Here is a 22,760-nt window from a genome sequence, read left to right on the forward strand (position 1 = left end):
ATTTGTCATGGCATCACTATTCGCATGGACAGGAGTTGAGAATGATCGACCTTTATTATGCCCCTACCCCAAACGGCCATAAGATCACCCTCTTTCTTGAGGAAGCCGAGCTGGATTACAGGATCATTCGCGTGGATATCAGCAAAGGCGATCAGTTCAGTCCTCTCTTTCTGGCTATCTCGCCGAACAATAAAATCCCGGCCATTATTGATAACCAGCCGGCCGACGGAGGCAGGCCGCTGAGCCTGTTTGAATCCGGTGAGATTTTGCTTTACCTGGCGGAGAAAACCGGCAAACTGCTGAGCGGAGAGTTGCGCGAACGTCACCATACCCTGCAGTGGCTCTTCTGGCAGGCAAGCGGACTGGGGCCCATGCTGGGGCAAAATCACCATTTTACCGCTTACGCCCCGCAGCCCATTCCTTATGCGATAGAGCGCTATCAGGTTGAGACTCAACGGCTCTATGACGTGCTGAACCGTCGGCTGAAGAAAACGCCGTGGCTCGGGGGCGATCATTACAGCATTGCCGATATCGCCTGCTGGCCGTGGGTGAATACGCATGAAAAACACCGAATTGACTTAGCCGCTTACCCGGCCGTGAACAACTGGTTTGAGCGCATTCGGACCCGCCCGGCCACCGAACGCGCGATGCAAAAAATCCAGCTGATTTAACACGGTATGAGGCTGGGTGCCCGCAAGCCTCTCATGTATGATGAGCGGAAAATACTGACACGGAGAAGACCTGCAATGTCACAGCCAGACGCTGTTATTCGTATAAAAAATTTACGCTTGCGTACCTTTATCGGCATCAAAGAGGAAGAGATCGCCAACCGTCAGGATATTGTCATTAACGTAGTGATTCACTACCCGGCAGACAAAGCGCGGGCAAGCGAAGACATCAATGACGCGCTGAACTACCGCACCATCACCAAAAACATCATCCAGTACGTGGAAAATAACCGCTTCTCTCTGCTGGAAAAATTAACTCAGGATGTGCTCGATATCGCACGCGAACATCACTGGGTCACTTATGCTGAAGTTGAGATCGATAAACTTCACGCCCTGCGTTACGCCGACTCAGTCTCTATGACGTTAAGCTGGAAACGCCAGGCGTAAACCTGGAGGTTGTATGAAGATTTTGCTGACCGGCGGTACTGGCCTCATTGGTCGTCACCTTATTGCGCACCTGCAGGCCTTGCATCACGACGTTACCGTGGCCACGCGCAGCCCTGAGAAAGCACGCCAGGTGCTGGGGGCGGGTATCGACATCTGGAAAAATCTGGCCGAGCAGCAAAATCTGGACGGCTTCGACGCCGTCATTAACCTCGCGGGTGAACCCATCGCCGATAAGCGCTGGACGGAGGAGCAAAAACAGCTGTTATGCAGCAGCCGGTGGAACATTACCGAAAAGCTGGTCGAGCTAATCCGCAATAGCCACACGCCGCCTTCGGTGCTGATTTCGGGTTCAGCGGTGGGCTATTATGGCGATCTCGGAGAGGTGGTGGTGACCGAGGAAGAGCCGCCCCATAACGAGTTTACCCATAAGCTCTGCGCCCAGTGGGAGCGTCTTGCCTGCGCGGCGCAGAGCGATCGTACCCGCGTCTGCCTGCTGCGGACCGGCGTCGTGCTTGCGCCGAAAGGCGGAATCCTGGGGAAGATGCTTCCACCATTCCGACTTGGACTCGGCGGCCCCATCGGCAATGGCCGTCAGTATCTGGCGTGGATCCACATCGACGATATGGTCAACGGTATTCTCTGGCTGCTGGATAACGACCTGCGCGGGCCGTTTAACATGGTTGCGCCGTATCCGGTGCGTAACGAACAGTTTGCCCACGCGCTGGGGCATGTCCTGCACCGCCCGGCGATTTTGCGCGTACCTGCCACGGTCATTCGCCTGATGATGGGGGAAGCCTCTGTGCTGGTATTAGGCGGACAGCGCGCGCTACCCAAACGGCTGGAAGCGGCCGGGTTTGCGTTTCGCTGGTATGATTTAGAAGAAGCGCTGGAGGATGTGGTGCGGTGAATATGCTACAGTCGTACGCCATGTTCCGATGAAATGGCGTAACAATGGCAACCATCACCACACCCCGTCTGCACCTCACCCCTTTCGAACCCACTGACTGGGCCTTCTTTCGCTCGCTGCGCGAAGACCCCGCCATCATGCGCTATATGGCCGCCATCGCCCCCGAAAAAGAGACGCGACGCGTGTTTGCCGCACGGCTCACGGCTGCACATGTGTTTGTGATCCGCTTTCAGAATGATGACACGCCGCTTGGCGATATCGGCCTGCAAATCAGCGCTGAGAATCGTGAAGAGGCCGACATCGGCTATACGGTTGTGCCTGCCGCGCAGGGAAAAGGTATCGCCAGCGAGGCGCTGCGCGCGGTGTGTGATTACGCCTTTAACCAGACCGGCGTGAAGGCGATTAACGCCTACGTGCTGGCGGACAATGTCGGGTCGGTGCGGGTGCTGGAGAAAGCGGGGTTTGCTCGCACGCAGGTGCTGGAAAAGGCGTATGAGATTGACGGCGTGCGGTACGACGACTGGGTTTATCGGCTGGAGTGTGGTGCGGTCTGATGCCCTCACCCCGACCCTCTCCCACAGGGAGAGGGAGAAAGGCCAAACCTACTTCAACGACCCCTTCAGGAACTGCTGCAAACGCGGGCTTTGCGGGTTCGCCAGCACCTCGTCCGGATGCCCCTGCTCTTCAATTTTACCCTGATGCAGGAAGATAACGTGGTTCGAGACGTTACGGGCGAAGCCCATCTCGTGCGTCACCACCACCATCGTTTTGCCCTCTTCGGCCAGCTTCTGCATGATGCGCAGCACTTCGCCGACGAGTTCCGGGTCCAGGGCTGAGGTCGGCTCGTCGAACAGCAGCACCTCGGGTTCCATCGCCAGCGCGCGGGCGATGGAGACACGCTGCTGCTGACCGCCGGAGAGATGCACCGGGTATTTCATCTGCTGGCGCTCGTCGATACCCACTTTTGCCAGGTATTTCACCGCGCGCTCGCGGGCTTCCTGCTTGCTCAGGCCCAGCACCTGAACCGGTGCTTCCATCACGTTCTCCAGCACCGTCATATGGCTCCAGAGGTTGAAGTGCTGGAACACCATCGTCAGACGCGTACGCAGCAGGCGCAGCTGATGCTTATCTGCCACCTTCAGCTGGCCGTCTTTGTCACGCACCAGCGTAATATTCTGCCCGCTCACCACAATCGAGCCTTCGCTCGGCTTTTCAAGGAAGTTAATGCAGCGCAGGAAGGTACTTTTCCCCGAGCCGGATGAGCCGATGATACTGATCACGTCGCCCGCATTCGCCTGCAGCGACACCCCTTTCAGCACTTCATGTTCGCCGTAGCGTTTGTGCAAATCAATAACGTTTAATTTGTTCTCAGCCATCATCTTTCTCAGTGCGTCGAAGAAGGTTTTATATGCTGCAACCAGCGTTTTTCAGCCTTACGGAACAGGCTAATCAAAACATACGAGATAATTAAATAGAGTACTGCCGCAATGCCAAACGCGGTAAACGGCTGATAGGTCGCGGAGTTGATATCGCGCGCAATTTTGAGCAGGTCCGGCACCGTCGCGGTGAAGGCCAGCGCGGTGGAGTGCAGCATCAAAATCACTTCGTTGCTGTACGCCGGTAACGCGATACGCAGCGCTGAGGGCAGAATGATGCAACGGTAAAGCTTCACTGAGGAGAAGCCGTACGCGCGCGCCGCTTCAATCTCGCCGTAAGGCACAGAACGAATTGCCCCCGCAAAAATCTCGGTGGTATAGGCGCAGGTATTGAGCGTCAACGCCAGCACCGTACAGTTCAGGCCGCTGCGGAAGAACGCGTTCAGCATCTCGGTGCCTTTTACGATCTCCAGCGTGTACATTCCCGAATAGAACACCAGCAGCTGCACGTACAGCGGCGTACCGCGAAAGACGTAGGTAAACAGCCAGATAGGGAACTGAATAAATTTATTGTTCGACACGCGGCCAATGGCAAGAAACACCGCCAGAATGCCGCCCATCACCACGGAGGAGATCAGCAGCCAGAGCGTAATCGCCACGCCGGTAAAGCGATAGCCATCTGTCCACAGCAGCGATTTCCAGTATTCCTGAATAATCTCAATCACAGGTCAGCCCTCTTCACACCCACGGAGTAGCGACGCTCGAGCAGAAGCAGCACACCATTGGAGGCGGTCGTAAAGACCAGGTAGATAACGCCACAAACCACCGCAAAGTAGAACGGCTCCCAGGTGCTTTTGCCTGCCAGCTGAGTGGCTTTCACCACATCTTCCAGGCCGAGCAGCGAGACCAGCGCTGTGGCTTTGAGGATAACCTGCCAGTTGTTGCCGATGCCCGGCAGCGCATAGCGCATCATGGCCGGGAACATAATCCGACGAAACGTTTGTGAAGAGGTAAAACCAAATGCGGTCGCCGCCTCAATGTGGCCTTTCGGCACGGCCATGTAAGCACCGCGGAAGGTCTCGGTGAAGTAGGCACCGTAGATAAAACCGAGGGTAATAATACCGGCCACCATTGGGTCGATATCAATTTGTCCCATGCCCATCGCATCCGTCACGCTGTTAAGCGCAATCTGCAGACCGTAAAAGATAAGCAGCATCAGCACCAGATCGGGAACGCCGCGAATGAGCGTGGTGTAGCCTTCAAAGATCAGCGCCAGCGGTTTGTTAGCTGAAAGCTTCGCCCCTGCGCCTGCCAGACCAATCAGCACCGCCAGCACCACGGAGCTGATAGCCAGCTCAAGGGTGACAAGCGCGCCCTGTAAAATAACGCCAGAAAATCCGTACAGCATACCGCGAGCCCTGTCGTATCGTGAGTGGTGGAACCGTGTCTTTTCCCCTCCCGCAGCGGGAGGGGCCGCACGTTATTTGACGGGGCGATTAGCCGCCGTAAACGTTAAAATCGAAGTACTTTTTCGCCAGCTTGTCGTAGGTGCCGTCCGCGCGCATTTCAGCAAACGCTTTGTTCAGCGCCTCACGCAGCTCGTTGTCTTCTTTACGCAGGCCCATACCGGTGCCCACACCAAACAGCTTCACGTCCTTAATGGACGGACCGCCAAACTTGTAATCTTTACCCACCGGCGTTTTCAGGAAGCCTTCGCTCGCCGCGACTTCATCCTGGAATGCCGCGTCAATACGGCCTGCCGTCAGGTCAGCGTAAATATTTTCCTGGCCCTGATAGGAGACAATCTCAATCCCCTTCGGTGCCCAGTGTTCGTTGCCGTAGGTTTCCTGCGTGGTGCCCTGCAGCACGCCGACGCGTTTGCCTTTCAGCGACTCCAGCGTTGGCTGAATGTCAGAAGCCTTCGCCACCACCAGACGCGAATCGGCCGCATAGAGTTTGTCCGTGAAGGCAATCTCCTGCTGGCGTTTTTCGGTGATGGAGAGTGAGGACATGATCACGTCGATTTTTTTCGCTTTCAGGGATGGGATTAGCGCATCCAGCGGGTTCTCAACGTAGGTACACTGTGCTTTGATGCGTTTGCACAGCTCATTGGCCAGATCGATGTCAAAACCGACCAGTTCACCCTTTGAATTCTTCGATTCGAACGGCGCATAGGTTGGGTCGGTACCAATCCGGATTTTCTGTGGAATGGCTGCGAATGCCGCGGTGGCGCTGGAAAAGGCCAGTACCAGAGATAATGACAACACGAGTTTTTTCATATTTGTCCTCAACAAACTGTCTTCATACGGGATTTTTACGACGACGGGGTGGTGCTAATGTGCCATCAATCCCCTCTTTCAGGCAAAGACTAATGCCCTTAAGTCGGGAATTTTTGCATTAAAAATGCGTAAGTATGCACACAGCGATCCAATACGGTGCAATAAACGCACCGTATTGGGTCAACCGGTCCCACAACGCACCTTTTCGGTGCGTTGTCGCCTGGACTTAGTCACCGTATACGTTGAAGTCGAAGTATTTCTTCGCCAGTTTGTCGTAAGTACCGTCCTTACGCAGCTCTGCAAAGGCTTTGTCGAAGGCGGCCTTCAGCTCGGTATCATCCTTACGCAGGCCAATACCGGTGCCGTCGCCAAAGTACTTTTTGTCTTTCACGGACGGGCCTGCAAACGCGTAGTCTTTACCCGCCGGCTGCTTCAGGAAGCCTTCGCTCGCGGCGACTTCATCCTGGAATGCCGCATCCAGACGGCCCGCCGCCAGGTCAGAGTAAATCAGATCCTGGTTCTGGTAAGCCACCACGTCTACGCCCTTCTCACGCCAGTTTGCATTGGCATAACCTTCCTGGGTCGATCCCTGCAGCACGCCAACATGCTTGCCTTTCAGCGAGTCGATGGTTGGCTTAATCGGGGAACCTTTAGGGGCAATCAGGCGAGAGTCTGCGGCGTAGAGCTTGTCAGAGAAGGCAATCTCCTGCTGACGTTTTTCGGTGATGGAGAGAGAAGAGATAATGGCGTCGATTTTCTTGGCTTTCAGCGACGGGATTAACGCGTCGAAGTCGCTGCCCACCCATGTGCATTTCACCGCAATGCGTTTGCACATTTCATTACCCAGATCGATATCAAACCCCACGAAATCGCCTTTCGCATCCTTGGAAGAGAATGGCGCGTAGGTTGCGTCTGTACCGATACGAACCGTCTGTGGAAGCGCTGCGTAGCTACCTGCTGCCGCACTTAACCCCACGAGCAAAGACAGAGCCAGAACCGTCTTCTTCATACATTTACCCTCAAGTACCGTGATTTTATTATGTATTGTGTTGTGTGTTGTGTTGCAGGCTTCATCTTGCAGGTCTTATGCCACATTGCCGTCTGGTCGAAACTTCGACGTTAAATATGTTAATAAAACGTTGCGATATTGCCTTAATGGTGAAAGATAGCAGGTCTGCCGAACGAACCGGAGAGAGAAAAAGGGAAAAAACGAATTAAATGTCGAGGATATGATCGCCGTTGCATAATTGCCCTAAAACAGGGCAACGTCTCTTTTCATGCACTCTGTTTGTGCACAGAATCAGGCCCCCTGCCAGCGGGTGAAGAGATCTTCCGGCAGGTCGATGCCGAACTGATCCAGCACGCGGTTAACGGTCTGATTAATCACGTCATCCAGCGAAGTTGGGCGATGATAGAACGCCGGTACCGGCGGCATGATGACCGCGCCGAGCTCGGCGGCCTGAGTCATTAAGCGCAGGTGCCCCAGATGCAGCGGCGTTTCCCGCACGCAGAGCACCAGAGGACGACGCTCCTTCAGCACCACATCCGCCGCGCGGGTTACCAGGGTATCGGTATAGCTGTTCACAATGCCGGAGAGCGTTTTAATTGAACAGGGCAGGATAACCATACCGGCTGTTTTAAACGAGCCTGAGGAGATGCTGGCAGCGATATCACGGGCATCGTGCACGACATCCGCCAGGGCCTGAACATCGCGCAGGGAGAGATCGGTTTCCAGCGAGAGGGTCTGCCGCGCCGCCTGGCTCATCACCAGATGGGTTTCGACTTCAGCCACGTTACGCAAAACCTGTAACAGACGTACGCCGTAAATGGCGCCACTGGCGCCGCTGAGCCCAACAATGAGTCGTTTCATGATTTTTGCCCTTACTGATTCAGGGCAGACTGTGCAGGATTTTGCGGGGAGTTGCAAGTGAGGGCATACGCCCTCACCTGCCGGAGCATCAACCTTCGTTGTGCATCTCTAAACTTTCGAGATCGTTTTGCAGCTGAACGGCTTTGGCATCGTCGTTGCGCAGCGAATCCAGATAGTCGAGATACTGCTGGTCAACGTCTTTGGTCACGTAAATACCGTTAAACACAGAGCATTCGAACTGCTGAATATCCGGGTTCTCGGCGCGCACCGCGTCGATGAGATCGTTCAGATCCTGGAAAATCAGGCCGTCGGCACCGATGATCTGGCGAATTTCGTCCACTTCACGGCCGTGTGCGATCAGCTCGTTGGCGGTTGGCATATCAATACCGTACACGTTCGGGAAGCGAATCTCCGGGGCCGCAGAGGCCAGGTAGACTTTCTTCGCACCCGCTTCGCGCGCCATCTCAATGATTTGCTCAGAGGTGGTGCCGCGAACGATGGAATCATCCACCAGCAGAACGTTCTTGTCGCGGAACTCGGCGCGGTTGGCGTTCAGTTTGCGGCGCACGGACTTACGACGCAGCTGCTGGCCCGGCATGATAAAGGTACGGCCAACGTAGCGGTTCTTCACGAAGCCCTGACGGTATGGCTTATCCAGAATGCGGGCGATTTCCAGCGCGATATCGCAGGAGGTTTCCGGGATAGGAATGACGACGTCGATGTCAAGATCGTCCCACTCGCGGGCAATCTTCTCGCCCAGCTTGGTGCCCATGTTCACGCGCGCGCTGTAGACGGAAATCTTGTCGATGAAGGAATCCGGGCGGGCAAAGTAAACGTATTCAAACAGGCACGGGTTGCTGACCGGGTTATCGGCACACTGGCGGGTAAACAGCTGGCCCTTCTCGGTGATATAGACCGCTTCGCCCGGCGCAACGTCACGCAGGAACTCAAAGCCCAGGGTATCCAGCGCCACGCTTTCAGAGGCAACCATATATTCGGTACGACCATCGCCGAGGTCGCGCTTGCCGAGCACCAGCGGACGAATGCCGTTTGGATCGCGGAAGGCCACCATGCCATGACCGATGATCATCGCGACGCAGGCGTACGCTCCGCGGATCTGGCGGTTTGTCGCTGCGACAGCAGCAAAGACGTTGTCGGCTTCCAGCGGGTAGTGACGGAAGTTATCCAGCTCGCTGGCAAACACGTTGAGCAGGATTTCAGAATCAGAGGTGGTGTTAATGTGGCGACGTTTCTCTTCGAACAGCTTTTTACGCAGCTCGTGCGCGTTGGTCAGGTTGCCGTTATGAGCAAGCGTGATGCCGTACGGTGAGTTGACGTAGAAAGGCTGTGCCTCAGAAGCGCTGGAACTGCCAGCAGTAGGATAACGAACGTGACCGATACCCATATTACCTTGCAGACGCTGCATATGGCGGGCTTCAAACACATCGTTTACCAGGCCATTCGCCTTGCGTAAACGGAAGCAGTTGTTTGCATCAATGGTGATGATACCCGCAGCATCCTGCCCACGGTGCTGAAGCACCGATAACGCGTCATAAATCGACTGGTTTACCGGCATGAAACCGGCGATACCGACAATACCGCACATTCGTCTTTTCCTCGTTAAGCCACATCTCAGGGTTTATGCCCTGGGCAAAAAACTCGACGAGCTTTGCAGATAGTCAAAGAACCATCTGATGATGAAGCTGAACTCTGGAATGAGCTGCGATTTTTGCCAGTCTTCGCTTTTGGAGAACCCGGTGAAGGTATCCAGGAAGAACAGGATCGCGGCCACAATCAGCACGCCTCGTAATGCCCCGAAACAGATCCCGAGCACCCTGTCCGTTCCTGACAGACCGGTTTTCTCGACCAGCTGACCTATCACGTAATTCACGATAGCGCCGACAATCAGCGTCGCGATAAACAGCACCGCGATGGCGATTCCATTTCGGACCAGTTCATCTTCAAAGCCCGTGAACCAGACAGACAGGTAAGTGTAGTAATGACTGGCGACAAAGAAAGCACAACCCCATGTCACCAGCGATAACGCTTCACGAACAAAGCCACGGATCAGGCTAACCAGACAGGAAAAACCAATCACCGCAATGATGGCGTAATCAATCCAGACCATATGTGTCCCACGATTTAACGCCCTGTCATCCAGTTCGGGGCGAATTCTAACAGAAAAAGAAAACGTTTGCGTAGGGATTTCCTTCCCCCGCGTAAATAAAAAAGGCGCTGAAAAAATGTTCAACGCCGTGGCTTATTACGTCTCTTTGGACGTCTGCCGTTCCCCCTCACCCCAGCCCTCTCCCTCAAGGGAGAGGGAGCAAACTATCCCCTCGCCCCTCTGGGGAGAGGGTTAGGGTGAGGGGCAAGATTTTATCAGTTCGCGCTGTAGCTCATCACTACGCCGCTCAGGCCGGAGATCTGCTTCAGCTCGCCGAGCGAACCTTTCAGCTTGTCCTTAGACGCTTCTGGCCCCACGAGAATACGGGTAATTTTACCCTGCACCGGCGTGGTTGGTGAAGTGTAAACACGATATCCCGCACTGCGCAGTTTACCCACCACCTCATTGACTTTATCGGCATTTTTCAACGCGCCCAGCTGTACAACGTAGGCTTTACCCGTTGGGGCAGCGGCCTCTTGCTGAGCCGGTTTCGCTGGCGGAGGCGTCTCTGACGCCGCGGCAAGCTGTTCTGCCGTTTTATCACGCTGCGGTTTCGGCTGCGGTTTGTCGACCGGCTTCGGTTTTTCAACAGGCTTAGGCTGCTCTACCGGCACAGGATCGATGTCGCTGTTGCTCGCTGCCGCCAGGCGAGACGGATCGAGCGACGGCGCTGCAGCATCGCCCGCACGCACCTCTTCCGCCGCACCTTCCGGTGGCTGAGCAGGAAGCGCCTGCGTCGCCGCCGGCAGCATATCCGGCTCATCGCGGTCGCCCGGTTTAGGGACCAGCGGAATAGCGGCAAACTCATCCTGATAATGCTTTTTCTGCCCGTCGAGCAGACCCGGGAGAATAATCACCCCGAGCGCGACCAGCACAATGGTTCCTGTTAAACGGTTCTGAAACTTACTCGCCACCGGTTCTCCCCGCGTCCATCACTTCCATGACATGTGCCACCGTGTGGAATGAACCACACACCAGCACGGTATCTTCTGGTTTAGCATCCGCCATCGCGGCATGCCAGGCCTGCGCCACGCTACTGTAGATTGCGCCTTTGCCGAGATGTTCCATCAGCTGCTCAGCCGTCGCGCCGCGCGGCCCCTCCAGAGGAGCACAATACCAGCTATCGACCACACTCTCCATGCAGGCCAGCGTCCCGCCGATATCTTTATCATGAAGCATACCGATAACCGCCAGCACTCGCCCGGTTTTTGGTAACGATTTGAGACGTTCCGCGAGATACGCCGCCGCATGGGGGTTGTGCGCCACGTCCAGTATCAAACGCGGTGACTCGCTGACAATCTGGAAGCGCCCGGGCAGAATCGCGTTCTGTATGCCGTCGCGGATCGCCTGCTCGCTGATCGCAAGGCCGCTCGCACGAAGTGCCGCCAGGGCAGTCGCCGCGTTAGGCTGTGGCACCTGCGGCAGCGGCAGGTTGTCCAGCGCGCCCTGTGCATCGCTAAAGCGCCAGGCGTTATCACGTACTTCATACTGCCAGTCAACGCCGCGGCGCAGCAGATGCGCGCCCTTCTCGTGTGCCACCTCAGCGATGGTGTGTGGCATATCCGGCTCGCCGACCACGGCAGGCTTATTGGCCCGGAAAATACCGGCCTTCTCGCGGCCAATGCTTTCCCGGTCCGGACCCAGCCAGTCGGTATGGTCCAGCGCGATGCTGGTGACCACCGCCACGTCCGCATCCACCATATTGGTCGCATCAAGACGACCGCCGAGGCCGACCTCAAGGATCACCACGTCCAGCTGCGCCTGCCTGAACAGCCACAGCGCCGACAGAGTACCGTATTCAAAATAGGTTAATGAGGTCTCACCGCGCGCGGCTTCAATTTCCGCGAACGACGCCGTATGCGCCGATTCCGGCAGTTCGCCGTTCTGCACGCGCACCCGCTCGGTGTAGCGTACCAGGTGTGGAGAGCTGTAAACGCCTACCCTGTAACCCGCAGCCATCAGCACGGATTCCAGGGTACGGCAGGTGGTACCTTTGCCGTTGGTGCCCGCGACGGTAAACACGAAAGGTGCCGGTTTGAGCACATCAAGACGCGCGGCGACCTGGCTGACGCGTTCAAGCCCCATATCGATGGTTTTACTGTGCAGGTTTTCCAGATAAGAAAGCCACGCGGCCAGGGGCGACGTGGCTTGGGGAATGCTTTTATTTTCCATAATGCCCGGTTGTCATTAACAGATTAGAAAGCAAAAGGGCAGCGCCAACCGGCCCTGCCCTTTTCAGTTATCAGGCCTCGGGTTCCTGATCCGGTACCACCACGCCTTCGCGCGGCTCATCCGGGTTCGGCGCTGGCAGATTCATCAGCTTCGCCAGGATGCTCGCCAGCTTCAGGCGCATTTCCGGACGGCGGACAATCATGTCGATGGCGCCTTTCTCAATGAGGAACTCACTGCGCTGGAAGCCAGGCGGCAGTTTTTCACGAACGGTCTGCTCGATAACACGAGGGCCCGCAAAGCCGATCAGCGCTTTTGGCTCAGCGATGTTCAGATCGCCCAGCATCGCGAAGCTTGCGGAGACACCGCCCATGGTTGGGTCGGTCAGCACGGAGATATACGGCAGACCGCGCTCCTGCATTTTCGCCAGCGCAGCAGAGGTTTTCGCCATCTGCATCAGAGACATCAGCGCTTCCTGCATGCGCGCCCCGCCGGAGGCAGAGAAGCAGATCAGCGGGCAGTTGTCTTCCAGCGCCTGCTCAACGGCACGCACGAAGCGCGCACCGACCACGGAGCCCATTGAGCCGCCCATAAAGGCGAACTCAAACGCAGCGGCAACAACCGGCATCTCGTGCAGGGTGCCTTTCATGACGATCAGCGCGTCTTTCTCGCCGGTCTCTTTCTGTGCAGAGGCCAGACGATCTTTGTATTTTTTGGAGTCGCGGAACTTCAGCACGTCTTTTGGCTCAAGCTCGCTGCCCAGTTCTACCAGAGAACCTTCGTCCAGCAGGCTATGCAGGCGGTTGCGCGCCGACATACGCATATGGTGGTCACACTTCGGACACACCTCAAGGTTGCGTTCCAGCTCTGCGCGATACAGAACCTGGCCGCAGCTATCACACTTCGTCCATACCCCTTCAGGAATGCTCGCTTTGCGCGTTGGGGTAATGTTGCTTTTAATTCGTTCAATCCAGCTCATTGATAACCTTTCTGCCTGAACCTGGTCGTATGCCAGTTTTGCTATAAGAGGCGAATAATGCCATTTTTGCCTCCAACAGACCATGAATGTTGCACATTAAAACATAACAGCCCGAAACTTTGGATAAAAAAGTGGTCGAACCGCCAGTGTGCATTTACTTCGCTTGTTTTGCCGCCGCACGCTTGTGACGAATAATTTCGACAACGCCTGGCAGCACGGAAAGCACAATAATCGCTACAATCAGTAACTTAAGGTTTTCCTGAACCACCGGGAGATCGCCGAACAGGTAGCCTGCATAGGTAAACAGCAATACCCACAGCAGCGCGCCAACCACGTTGTATGCCGCAAAATGACGATAGGACATATGCCCCATTCCCGCCACAAACGGTGCAAATGTGCGCACAATAGGCACAAAACGCGCAAGGATAATGGTTTTTCCGCCATGGCGCTCGTAAAACGCGTGGGTTTTATCTAAATAGCTGCGACGGAAAATTTTCGAATCAGGATTACTGAAAAGCCGCTCACCGAACACGCGTCCAATCGTATAGTTGACCGCATCGCCAATAATGGCGGCAATCACCATCAGCACAACCATAAGGTGCACGTTCAGGTCATTGGTGGGTAGCGCCGATAACGCCCCGGCGACGAACAGCAGGGAATCTCCCGGCAGGAACGGGGTAACGACCAGACCGGTTTCACAAAACAGAATGAGGAACAGAATGGCGTAAACCCAGACGCCATACTGCGCGACCAGCTCCGCCAGGTGAACATCAATATGCAGGATGAAATCAATCAAAAAACGAATTACGTCCATATTGTCTAAGCCCTAATTGCATCTTTGTTTAGTCCGCTAAAAACAGCGGGCCCATTGGCGGTTTTGGCAGGTCAAACCGATCCGGATAGTCTACCGAGACCAGATACAATCCTTCCGCTTTCGCCGTGGCTGCCGCAAGCGTTCTGTCCTTCGCTGCCAGCAGGTCTGCAATCCAGCTCTCCGGCTGGTGTCCGGCACCCACTTCCATCAGGCTGCCCACAATATTCCGAACCATATGATGTACAAAGGCATTGGCTTTGATATCCACCACCACATACGCGCCATAACGGCTAACGTTTATGTGCATGACGTTACGCCACGGCGTACGGGACTGACACTGGACCGCACGAAACGAGGTAAAGTCATTTTCACCAATCAGGCACTGCGCCGCACGATGCATCCGTTCAGCATCAAGCGGTTCATAAAAATGCGTCACGCCCTGGCTTAATACCGCCGGACGCAGGCGCTGGTTGTAGATGACATAACGGTAGCGGCGTGCCGTGGCGCTGAAGCGCGCGTGAAAATCATCCGGCACAGCTTTTACCCAACGCACCGCAATGTCACCAGGCAAATTCGCATTTACACCCAGCGTCCAGGCGGCATCCTTACGTTCGGCGGTGGTTTCAAAGTGAACCACCTGCCCCGTGCCGTGAACACCCGCGTCCGTACGTCCTGCACACAGGACGTTAATCGGCTCGTTTGCCACCTGAGAGAGCGCTTTTTCCAGCTTTTCCTGGACGCTGCGCACCTCATTCTGACGCTGCCAGCCATAATATTTACTGCCGTCGTACTCAATGCCGAGGGCAATTTTATGAACTGGCTTTTGCTCCACTGCTGACATCAGTACAGATACTCCTGCACCAGTTTTTCAGCGATCTTCACCGCCATCAGCGCGCCGCCAAAGCGAACGTTATCGGCAACAGACCAGAACTGAACCTGCTCCGGCATACCGTAATCGTTGCGCACGCAGCCTACGGAGAGATGTGCGCTCCCTGAGGCATCGCCCACCTGGGTAGGGAACTCGCTCTCTTCAGAAAGCACGATGTCTTCACCGCGGCCGAACGCGTCGCGCGCCTCTTCTGCTGCCAGCGGACGCAGCGCTTCAAAACCAACCATCTGCGCGTGGCCGTAGAAGACCGGGGACTGTACGACGCTCGCGGAGATCATCAGTCCGTCATCCTGCAGAATTTTACGAACTTCATCGACGATACGGCGCTCTTCGCGTACGGAACCCTCGCGATCCGGCAGCAATGGCAGCATGTTGAACGCCAGCTGGCGACCAAAGAAATCGTCTTCGTCAATCGGGATGCCGTTCAGCAGCTTCGCGCTCTGCCCGGCCAGCGCGTCAACGGCCTTTTTGCCGTTCGCGGACGCGGACAGCAGGCTGGTGACGGTAATGCGCGACAGGCCGCCGTCGTCGATCAGCGGCTTCAGGGCGGTCAGCAGCTGGCTGGTCAGGCTGTTCGGTACCGCAATGACGTTACGGTTGCGGTAGTCAGCCAGCACAAACGGGTTCACGTCCGGCACCACCAGCGGCACATCGGGCTCCATTGAGAACAGGCCGCTCAGGTCGATCACCAGGCAGCCTGCGTTGGTCGCCTCTTCAATGTACGCAGCAGTGGCTTCAGCGCCCGCGGCGAAAAACGCCAGCTGCGCCTGAGTCCAGTCGAACGCTGCCGCATCCTGGACCATCACGGATTTACTGTTAAAACGCAGATGCTCACCCGCGCTATCCGTACGCGCCAGCGCATAGATATCACCCACCGGGAACTGACGCTCAGCAAGGGTTTCGAGCAGGGCTTCGCCCACGGCACCCGTGGCACCTAAAATGGCAATGTTCCAGCCTTCAGACATGGTGGTTTACTCCAGAAATAAAAAAGCGTCCCTGTCGGAGTATCCGACAGGGAGCATTAAGAAGACATTAATGCGCCGGGTGATGAACGGCGTTAAACCCTAACTTATGCAGCAGCGTCGCCGCCGGGGCGTCGTCGCATATTACATAAAGGGAGGACCACTCGCGGCGCTCAACGTAGTTCTTGCGCAGCTTATCAAACTCACCCGGGATCCCCGCCGCTTTACGCAGCAGCGCATCATCGCGGCGCACATCATACACCAAATGCACCAGCCTTTTCAGCGTTGCCTGATCGAGCGGGCCGTGCAGGGTAATGCGGCCAAACTCAGGCGCGGGAAGTAAGGTATCCAGCGCCACCTGCTGCGGATGGCCAATAAAGGTGCTGTAGGCTTCGAAGACCTGCGTCGTGCCGCGGGCTTTCCCCTCAAGGGTGTAACCGGCGATGTGCGCGGTGCCCACGTCCACCTTATTAAGCAGCTCAACACTGAGATCCGGCTCCGGCTCCCAGACGTCCAGCACCACGCTGAGGTCTTGTCCTTCATTCAGACACGCCAGCAGCGCGGCGTTGTCCACCACCGGACCACGGCAGGCATTTATCAGAATAGTGCCAGGCTTCAGGCGGCGGATCAGCGCGTCGTCAGCGAGATGCAGTGACTTATACGGCCCCTCTTTAAACAGCGGGGTGTGGAAAGTCAGCACGTCACACTGTTCAACCAGCTCGTCCAGCGAGCGAAAATCTCCGTCATCACCGTTGTCCTTGCGCGGCGGATCGCACAGCAGCGTGCGGATCCCTAGCGCTTCCAGGCGCTTTTGCAGGCGTCCACCCACGTTACCCACGCCAACAATCCCCACGGTGCGGTCTTTCAGCACAAAACCGTCTCGCTCGGCCAACATCAGCAGCGAGGAGAAAACGTATTCCACGACGGCAATGGCGTTACAGCCCGGCGCGGCGGAAAAACCGATCCCGGCCTGCGTAAGCCATTTATCATCCACATGATCGGTCCCTGCCGTTGCGGTCCCGACGAACTTAATCGCTTTACCGGCGAGCAATGCCTCATTTACTTTGGTCACCGAGCGCACCATCAGCGCGTCTGCGTCATCCAGTTCGTTGACCGGGATCGGGCGACCAGGGACAGCCTTAACGTTACCCAGGCGGCTAAACAGCTCGCGGGCATAAGGCATATTTTCATCAACGAGGATTTTCACGTCTGAGTACCTGTTTGAGAGGAAGAAAACCTGCCAAGTGTGCCATAATCTGGCCGCCAGGCATATACGTCTGCCAGGTTTACGCTGAGTTTTGACTTTAAGGATTTTTGACGATGCAGCCCATTTCAGGCACGCCGCCGCGCCCTCCGGGTGAAGGCCCTGTTACGCCAAACGTTGCCGGCGAACAACCGCTATCCACGCAACAGCGCACCGTGCTGGAGCGACTGATCACGCGCCTGATTGCGCTGACTTCACAGCAAAACGCAGAAGTCTGGGCTGGGGTAAAGCATGATTTGGGCATGAGAAACGACGCGCCGCTGCAGTCGCGCCACTTCCCTGCTGCCGAGCAAAACCTGAACCAGCGTATCAATACCGCACAGCAGAACCACACCACGCGCCAGATTGTCGCGCAGCTGACGGAGCTGCTTGGCCAGGGGAATAACCGCCAGGCGGTGAGTGATTTTATTCGCCAGCAGTATGGTCAAACCGCCCTGGGCCAGTTGACGCCAGACCAGCTTAAAACCGTGCTGACGCTGTTGCAGAACAATGAGCTGTCTATTCCGCAGCCTCAGGTGCGCCCGTCGACCGAGCGTTCGCTGCTGCCCGCCGAGCACAACACGCTCAAGCAGATGGTGACAAAGCTGGCCGCGGCCACCGGCGAACCGACGAAGCTTATCTGGCAATCCATGCTGGAACTGTCAGGCGTGAAGGCAGGCGAGCTGATCCCGGCCAAACAGTTTACCCATCTGGTGACCTGGCTCCAGGCACGCCAGACGCTCAGCACCCAGAATGCGCCTACCCTGCATACTGTTCAGGCCGCACTGAAACAGCCGCTTGAGCCGCGCGAGTTCGAGATGATTCGGGATTACGTCCAGCAAAACTGGCAGGCCACACCGCAAACGGTACTGACTACCGCACAGGTGCAGGATGTGCTCAATCAGATCTTCATTCGCCGCGCCGAGCGTGAAGGCGGCGTGCCGGAGGTGAGAAACATTCAGCCAATCTACAACCCGCTGTTTGCGCCCGTCGTGGAGACGTTCAGAACCCTCTCTGCGCGTCCGGGATTGCTGTTTATTGCGTTACTGATTGCGCTGGCGATTTTCTGGCTGGTTGCCTGATGTTTTGCCCGGTGGCGCTGCGCTTACCGGGCCTACAACGGCTCAAACCGTAGGCCGGGTAAGGCGCAGCCGCCACCCGGCAACAGCGGCTTAAGTCCTACGAAACGCCACCAGCGTCACCACGATCCCAACAACCGCTGAAACCGCACCAGCCAGGAAGACCGACGGATAACCAAACGAGGTGGCTAACAGACCGGCCAGCGGCCCGGTGACCCCGTATGAGATATCCTGAAACGCCGCATAGCCGCCCAGCGCCGTACCGCGCACCTGCGGGGCCACGCGCTTCACCACTTCAACGCCGAGCGCCGGGAAAATCAGTGAACAGCCGCAGCCGGTCAGCGCCGCTCCAAGCAGCGCAACGGATGCCACGGGTGCTTTCCACAGCAGCAGCAGACCGATTGTCTCAATCACCAGCGACGCCACCGCCACCCTCACGCCGCCAAAGCGATCCGGCATCCAGCCGAAGAGCACGCGCATCAGCACAAACGCGCCGCCAAAAGCGGTGAGCGTAAAACCGGCCATCGCCCAGCCACGGCTCATAAAATAGAGCGAGACGAACGTGCCAATCACCGCAAACCCCACGCCCTGCAGCGCCAGGCCAAGACCCGGCTGCCAGATTTGGCCGACCACGCTCCACAGGGAAGGACGTTCGCCCTTGTGCGCGGGCACTTTACGCACCGAGCCGTTAAACGCCCACGCCAGCAGCGGCAGCACCATGGTGGTGGCTGCCAGCGCCGCAAATCCGAACTGGCTATTGATGAGCAGCCCAAGCGGGGCGCCCGCGGCCAGCGCGCCATAGATGGCCATGCCGTTCCAGGACATCACTTTGCCGGAACGTGCCGGGCCCACCAGGCCCATTCCCCAGGTCAGGGTGCCGGTCAGCAGCTGGCTTTCACCAAAGCCCAGGATTAAGCGGCCCAGCACCAGCAGGGCAAATTTATACGCGGCGTCTACCGGCAGGAGAGCCGCCAGCAGCCATGCGCCGCCCGCCAGTCCGCAGGCAAACATCCCCTGTAGCGCTGAACGTTTAGCACCGTGCTGATCCGCCAGCCGTCCGGCGTATCCCCGGGTTAGCACCGTCGCTAAAAACTGGATGCCTACGGCGATGCCGACCATGGTGTTGCCATAGCCGAGTTCCTGATGAACAAACAGCGGGATCACCGGCAGCGGCAGGCCAACGGTCATATAGGTCAGGAATACCGCAAAGGCGATACGGAACAGCGAGACGTTCGCTGAAGGCGTTGTTTCTGTTTGAGTTACTGCAGTCATGCTTTACTCCGAAATGAAGAGTAAGGCGGGAAAAATGCCACGCCCCCTCTACCTGGTTATCAGGATTAAGGCGCGTTGGTTGACGTTAAACGCTTACGCATTATCGTGAGGATAATGTTGAGGGGTGAAGTTTGCCTGTGAGATCAGCCGGTTGTCAATGCATAAAAAAGGGAGCCTTATGGCTCCCTTTCTGAATCAAACATAAAACTTATGCTTTCAGCTTGCGCATCACCAGCGTGGCGTTGGTGCCGCCGAAACCGAAGCTGTTGGACATGACGGTGGTCAGCGTCGCGTCCATTGGTTTGGTGACGATGTTCAGGCCAGCAGCCTGCTCATCCATCTCATCGATGTTGATGCTTGGCGCGATAAAGCCGTTTTCCAGCATCAGCAGAGAGTAGATCGCTTCCTGCACGCCAGCCGCACCCAGAGAGTGACCGGTCATGGCTTTGGTCGCGGAGATCGCCGGGCTATTGTCGCCAAACACTTCACGGATCGCACCCAGCTCTTTCACGTCGCCTACTGGCGTAGAGGTGCCGTGAGAGTTCAGGTAGTCGATTGGGGTATCAACGCCGTGCATCGCCATCTTCATGCAGCGCACCGCGCCTTCACCGGATGGAGCCACCATGTCGGCGCCGTCAGATGTGGCACCGTAGCCCACGATTTCAGCGTAGATGTGCGCGCCGCGTGCCAGCGCGTGCTCCAGCTCTTCAACCACAACCATGCCGCCGCCGCCCGCGATAACGAAACCGTCACGGTGCGCGTCATAGGTACGGGACGCTTTATCTGGCGTCTCGTTGTATTTGGTGGACAGTGCGCCCATTGCGTCGAATTCACAGGCCATTTCCCAGCCCAGCTCTTCGCCGCCGCCAGCAAATACGATGTCCTGTTTACCCAGCTGGATCTGCTCAACAGCATTACCGATGCAGTGTGCGGAAGTTGCACACGCGGAGCTGATGGAGTAGTTCACTCCGTGGATTTTGAATGGGGTCGCCAGGCATGCGGAAACCGCAGAACCCATGGCTTTGGTGACCACGTACGGACCTACCGCTTTCAGACCACGCGGGCTACGCATTGCGTCAGCGCCGAATACCTGCGCTTTTGATGAGCCGCCGGAACCGGCGATCAGACCCACGCGCGGGTTGTTCTGATAAACCTCTTCGCTCAGGCCGGAATCTTTGATCGCTTCCTGCATGGAGAGATAAGCATAAATAGAGGCATCGTTCATGAAACGAACCACTTTGCGGTCAATCAAACCGGTGGTGTCCAGTTTGACGTTACCCCATACGTGGCTACGCATACCTGAATCTTTAAACTCTTCAGAGAAAGTGATCCCGGAGCGTCCTTCACGCAGAGATGCCAGGACTTCCTGCTGGTTATTACCGATGCTGGAAACAATGCCCAGGCCAGTAATCACTGCACGTTTCATTCAATACCTCTGTAAGTCGCACTATAGTAAGTTTCGAGTCGCACAATAGCGTACACTTGTACGCCGAACAAGTCCGATCAGACATTTTCTGCGGAAATTTGCACCGATGGACTCACATCGTTAAGATCGTGCCACTGCCTGTCAGACGAGTAACTTACGTGAAACAAAACGCTATACAACCCGCCAACCTCGAATTCAACGCTGAGGGTACACCTGTTTCCCGAGATTTTGATGACGTCTATTTTTCTAATGATAACGGACTTGAAGAAACCCGCTATGTTTTCCTCGACGGAAACCAGCTCAGCGCCCGCTTCCCGGCGCACCCGCGCAGCCTGTTTGTGGTCGCGGAGAGCGGATTTGGTACCGGGCTGAATTTTTTAACCCTCTGGCAGGCGTTCGATCGGTTTCACGCTGCACACCCTGAGGCTACGCTACAAAGATTACATTTCATCAGTTTCGAAAAATTCCCGCTCACCACGCATGACCTGCGGCTTGCCCATCAGCGCTGGCCAGAGCTAGCAGCGTGGGCAGAGCAGCTCCAGGCGCAGTGGCCGCCCCACATCGGCGGCTGTCATCGCCTGATTCTGGACGGCGGACGCGTCACGCTGGACCTCTGGCTGGGCGACATTAACGACCTGACCGATACGCTCGACGACTCAATGAATCAGAAGGTGGACGCATGGTTCCTGGACGGCTTTGCGCCCGCCAAAAACCCGGACATGTGGAGCCAGCACCTGTTTAGCGCGATGGCGCGACTGGCTCGCCCGGGCGCAACGCTCGCCACCTTTACCTCGGCAGGCTTTGTCCGCCGCGGGCTGCAGGAGGCGGGCTTTACCATGCAGAAAACCAAAGGCTTTGGCCGCAAGCGCGACATGCTGGTCGGCAGGATGGAGCGCACGCTGGACATCCCCGCCAGCGCCCCTTGGTTTGCACGCGGTGCCAGCGCATCGCGTGAGGTGGCGATAGTCGGCGGGGGGATCGCCAGCGCCCTGCTGTCCCTCGCGCTTCTCCACCGTGGCTGGCAGGTCACGCTCTACTGCGCTGACGACGCGCCAGCAAGCGGCGCGTCCGGCAACCGCCAGGGGGCGCTCTATCCGCTTTTAAGCGCGCACGACCCGGCGCTGTTCCAGTTTTTCCCGGCGGCGTTTACCTTCGCCCGTCGCCTGTATGACGCCCTGCCGGTAGCGTTCGACCATGACTGGTGCGGCGTCACGCAGCTCGGCTGGGATGAAAAGAGCCAGCAAAAAATCACGCAGATGCTTTCACTGGGTCTGCCTGACGAGATTGCCCGCGCGGTAAGTACGCAAGTGGTGGCAGACACCGCTGGCGTGGAAACCGGCTGTGGAGGCATTCAGTATCCTCTCGGCGGCTGGCTGTGCCCGGCCGAGCTGACCGCGGCGGTCATTGCCCTCGCGCAGTTGCGCGGGCTGACGACGCATTATGCCCACAGGGTGGAATCGCTGCGCCGGACGGAACGCTGGAGTCTGCGATTTGCCAATGGCAAAGAGGCGCACCATGCCAGCGTTGTTCTGGCCAACGGGCACCATATCAGCGAGTTTATCCAGACAGAAGCGTTGCCGGTTTATCCAGTCGGCGGCCAGGTGAGCCATATCCCGACCGCACCTGCGCTCGGCCAACTGCGCCAGGTGCTGTGCTATGACGGCTACCTGACGCCGCAAAATCCGTCTAACGGCCATCACTGTATCGGGGCCAGCTATCATCGTGGCGAAACGGAAATGCGCTATAGCGAGGCGGATCAGACGCAAAACCGTCAGCGCCTGATTGACTGTTTCCCGGATGCGGCGTGGGCGAAAGAGGTGGACGTCAGCGAGGGGGAAGCGCGCTGCGGCGTGCGCTGTGCCACCCGCGATCACCTGCCGATGGCGGGAAACGTGCCGGACTACGAAGCTACGCTTGAGGCCTATCAGGATCTGGCTGAACACAAGGAGACGGCGGCGGCCGCACCGGCGTATCCGGAGCTGTTTATGCTGGGCGGGCTGGGTTCACGCGGGCTGTGCTCTGCGCCGCTGCTGGCTGAAGTATTAGCCGCGCAAATGAGCGACGAGCCGATTCCGCTGGACAGGGTTACGCTTGCGGGACTGAATCCGAATCGATTATGGGTGCGGAAGCTGCTGAAGGGGAAGAAGGTTAAGTAGGGTGCGGTCAAATCCCCTCACCCTGGCCCTCTCCCCAAAGGGGAGAGGGAAGAGAAG

General features: G+C 57.0%; 23 protein-coding genes. 6 read left to right on the top strand and 17 right to left on the bottom strand.

Going from position 1 to position 22,760, the window contains the following annotated elements:
• The first annotated feature begins 41 nt into the window (after positions 1–41).
• The 4 genes from yfcG (at position 42) to ACWHWP_RS16345 (ending at position 2,576) form a co-directional block, all read left to right on the top strand.
• Complete coding sequence (gene yfcG, locus ACWHWP_RS16330; protein WP_447856016.1) at positions 42–671, top strand: GSH-dependent disulfide bond oxidoreductase; 630 nt, start codon at positions 42–44, stop codon at positions 669–671.
• 75 nt (positions 672–746) lie between these two features.
• A complete protein-coding gene (gene folX, locus ACWHWP_RS16335) occupies positions 747–1,115 on the top strand; it encodes a dihydroneopterin triphosphate 2'-epimerase (RefSeq protein WP_047346633.1) in 369 nt (122 codons plus the stop codon).
• 13 nt (positions 1,116–1,128) lie between these two features.
• On the top strand, positions 1,129–2,022 hold the full coding sequence (locus ACWHWP_RS16340) for a TIGR01777 family oxidoreductase (RefSeq protein WP_447856017.1): 894 nt from the start codon (positions 1,129–1,131) through the stop codon (positions 2,020–2,022).
• A 44-nt stretch (positions 2,023–2,066) separates the two neighbouring features.
• Entirely contained in the window at positions 2,067–2,576 is a 510-nt protein-coding gene (locus ACWHWP_RS16345) for a GNAT family N-acetyltransferase (protein ID WP_059312854.1), read from the top strand.
• 48 nt (positions 2,577–2,624) lie between these two features.
• Here ACWHWP_RS16345 and hisP read toward each other — a convergent pair whose 3' ends face one another.
• The 15 genes from hisP to pdxB all read right to left on the bottom strand — a co-directional run bounded on the left by hisP (position 2,625) and on the right by pdxB (position 16,734).
• Positions 2,625–3,398, bottom strand: coding sequence for a histidine ABC transporter ATP-binding protein HisP (gene hisP, locus ACWHWP_RS16350; RefSeq protein WP_059312855.1), 774 nt, complete (start codon positions 3,396–3,398; stop codon positions 2,625–2,627).
• An 8-nt stretch (positions 3,399–3,406) separates the two neighbouring features.
• Positions 3,407–4,123 (bottom strand): ABC transporter permease, encoded by a 717-nt coding sequence (locus ACWHWP_RS16355; RefSeq protein WP_008502590.1) that lies wholly within the window; start codon positions 4,121–4,123, stop codon positions 3,407–3,409.
• Positions 4,120–4,806, bottom strand: coding sequence for a histidine ABC transporter permease HisQ (locus ACWHWP_RS16360; protein ID WP_023336422.1), 687 nt, complete (start codon positions 4,804–4,806; stop codon positions 4,120–4,122). Before ACWHWP_RS16360 ends, ACWHWP_RS16355 begins: the two co-directional genes overlap by 4 nt.
• Positions 4,807–4,894: 88 nt before the next feature.
• Entirely contained in the window at positions 4,895–5,677 is a 783-nt protein-coding gene (hisJ, locus tag ACWHWP_RS16365; RefSeq protein ID WP_023336423.1) for a histidine ABC transporter substrate-binding protein HisJ, read from the bottom strand.
• A gap of 226 nt (positions 5,678–5,903) precedes the next feature.
• Complete coding sequence (gene argT, locus ACWHWP_RS16370) at positions 5,904–6,686, bottom strand: lysine/arginine/ornithine ABC transporter substrate-binding protein ArgT (RefSeq protein WP_063429138.1); 783 nt, start codon at positions 6,684–6,686, stop codon at positions 5,904–5,906.
• 291 nt (positions 6,687–6,977) lie between these two features.
• Positions 6,978–7,547, bottom strand: a complete 570-nt coding sequence (locus tag ACWHWP_RS16375) for a UbiX family flavin prenyltransferase (protein WP_447856018.1) — start codon at positions 7,545–7,547, stop codon at positions 6,978–6,980.
• An 88-nt stretch (positions 7,548–7,635) separates the two neighbouring features.
• The gene (gene purF, locus ACWHWP_RS16380; protein ID WP_047346639.1) at positions 7,636–9,153 is read right to left on the bottom strand and encodes an amidophosphoribosyltransferase; all 1,518 of its coding nucleotides are present in this window, start codon (positions 9,151–9,153) and stop codon (positions 7,636–7,638) included.
• Between the two features lie 33 nt (positions 9,154–9,186).
• The gene (cvpA, locus tag ACWHWP_RS16385; RefSeq protein WP_000262116.1) at positions 9,187–9,675 is read right to left on the bottom strand and encodes a colicin V production protein; all 489 of its coding nucleotides are present in this window, start codon (positions 9,673–9,675) and stop codon (positions 9,187–9,189) included.
• 254 nt (positions 9,676–9,929) lie between these two features.
• Positions 9,930–10,628 carry a cell division protein DedD gene (gene dedD / locus ACWHWP_RS16390; protein WP_059312857.1) on the bottom strand — a complete coding sequence of 233 codons (699 nt, stop codon included), beginning with the start codon at positions 10,626–10,628 and terminating at the stop codon, positions 9,930–9,932.
• Positions 10,618–11,886, bottom strand: a complete 1,269-nt coding sequence (gene folC / locus ACWHWP_RS16395) for a bifunctional tetrahydrofolate synthase/dihydrofolate synthase (protein WP_447856019.1) — start codon at positions 11,884–11,886, stop codon at positions 10,618–10,620. The genes dedD and folC overlap by 11 nt, the downstream gene beginning before the upstream one ends.
• A gap of 70 nt (positions 11,887–11,956) precedes the next feature.
• Positions 11,957–12,862, bottom strand: coding sequence for an acetyl-CoA carboxylase, carboxyltransferase subunit beta (accD, locus tag ACWHWP_RS16400; protein ID WP_023336427.1), 906 nt, complete (start codon positions 12,860–12,862; stop codon positions 11,957–11,959).
• Between the two features lie 154 nt (positions 12,863–13,016).
• The gene (locus tag ACWHWP_RS16405; RefSeq protein ID WP_059312859.1) at positions 13,017–13,676 is read right to left on the bottom strand and encodes a DedA family protein; all 660 of its coding nucleotides are present in this window, start codon (positions 13,674–13,676) and stop codon (positions 13,017–13,019) included.
• 28 nt (positions 13,677–13,704) lie between these two features.
• Positions 13,705–14,517 carry a tRNA pseudouridine(38-40) synthase TruA gene (gene truA / locus ACWHWP_RS16410; protein WP_063431685.1) on the bottom strand — a complete coding sequence of 271 codons (813 nt, stop codon included), beginning with the start codon at positions 14,515–14,517 and terminating at the stop codon, positions 13,705–13,707.
• Positions 14,517–15,530 carry an aspartate-semialdehyde dehydrogenase gene (locus tag ACWHWP_RS16415; protein ID WP_063957835.1) on the bottom strand — a complete coding sequence of 338 codons (1,014 nt, stop codon included), beginning with the start codon at positions 15,528–15,530 and terminating at the stop codon, positions 14,517–14,519. The genes truA and ACWHWP_RS16415 overlap by 1 nt, the downstream gene beginning before the upstream one ends.
• Before the next feature lie 67 nt (positions 15,531–15,597).
• The gene (gene pdxB / locus ACWHWP_RS16420) at positions 15,598–16,734 is read right to left on the bottom strand and encodes a 4-phosphoerythronate dehydrogenase PdxB (protein WP_447856020.1); all 1,137 of its coding nucleotides are present in this window, start codon (positions 16,732–16,734) and stop codon (positions 15,598–15,600) included.
• Between the two features lie 113 nt (positions 16,735–16,847).
• On the opposite strand from pdxB, the gene flk reads away from it, so the two are divergent.
• Positions 16,848–17,852 carry a flagella biosynthesis regulator Flk gene (gene flk / locus ACWHWP_RS16425; protein WP_047346646.1) on the top strand — a complete coding sequence of 335 codons (1,005 nt, stop codon included), beginning with the start codon at positions 16,848–16,850 and terminating at the stop codon, positions 17,850–17,852.
• 90 nt (positions 17,853–17,942) lie between these two features.
• On the opposite strand, the gene ACWHWP_RS16430 is transcribed toward flk, so the two are convergent.
• Complete coding sequence (locus ACWHWP_RS16430; RefSeq protein WP_447856021.1) at positions 17,943–19,121, bottom strand: arabinose transporter; 1,179 nt, start codon at positions 19,119–19,121, stop codon at positions 17,943–17,945.
• A gap of 208 nt (positions 19,122–19,329) precedes the next feature.
• Complete coding sequence (fabB, locus tag ACWHWP_RS16435) at positions 19,330–20,547, bottom strand: beta-ketoacyl-ACP synthase I (RefSeq protein WP_023312571.1); 1,218 nt, start codon at positions 20,545–20,547, stop codon at positions 19,330–19,332.
• A gap of 158 nt (positions 20,548–20,705) precedes the next feature.
• On the opposite strand from fabB, the gene mnmC reads away from it, so the two are divergent.
• Positions 20,706–22,703, top strand: coding sequence for a bifunctional tRNA (5-methylaminomethyl-2-thiouridine)(34)-methyltransferase MnmD/FAD-dependent 5-carboxymethylaminomethyl-2-thiouridine(34) oxidoreductase MnmC (mnmC, locus tag ACWHWP_RS16440; RefSeq protein WP_447856022.1), 1,998 nt, complete (start codon positions 20,706–20,708; stop codon positions 22,701–22,703).
• Positions 22,704–22,760 lie beyond the last annotated feature (57 nt).

This window comes from Enterobacter sp. WI-ESBL-E8 (assembly GCF_053364895.1).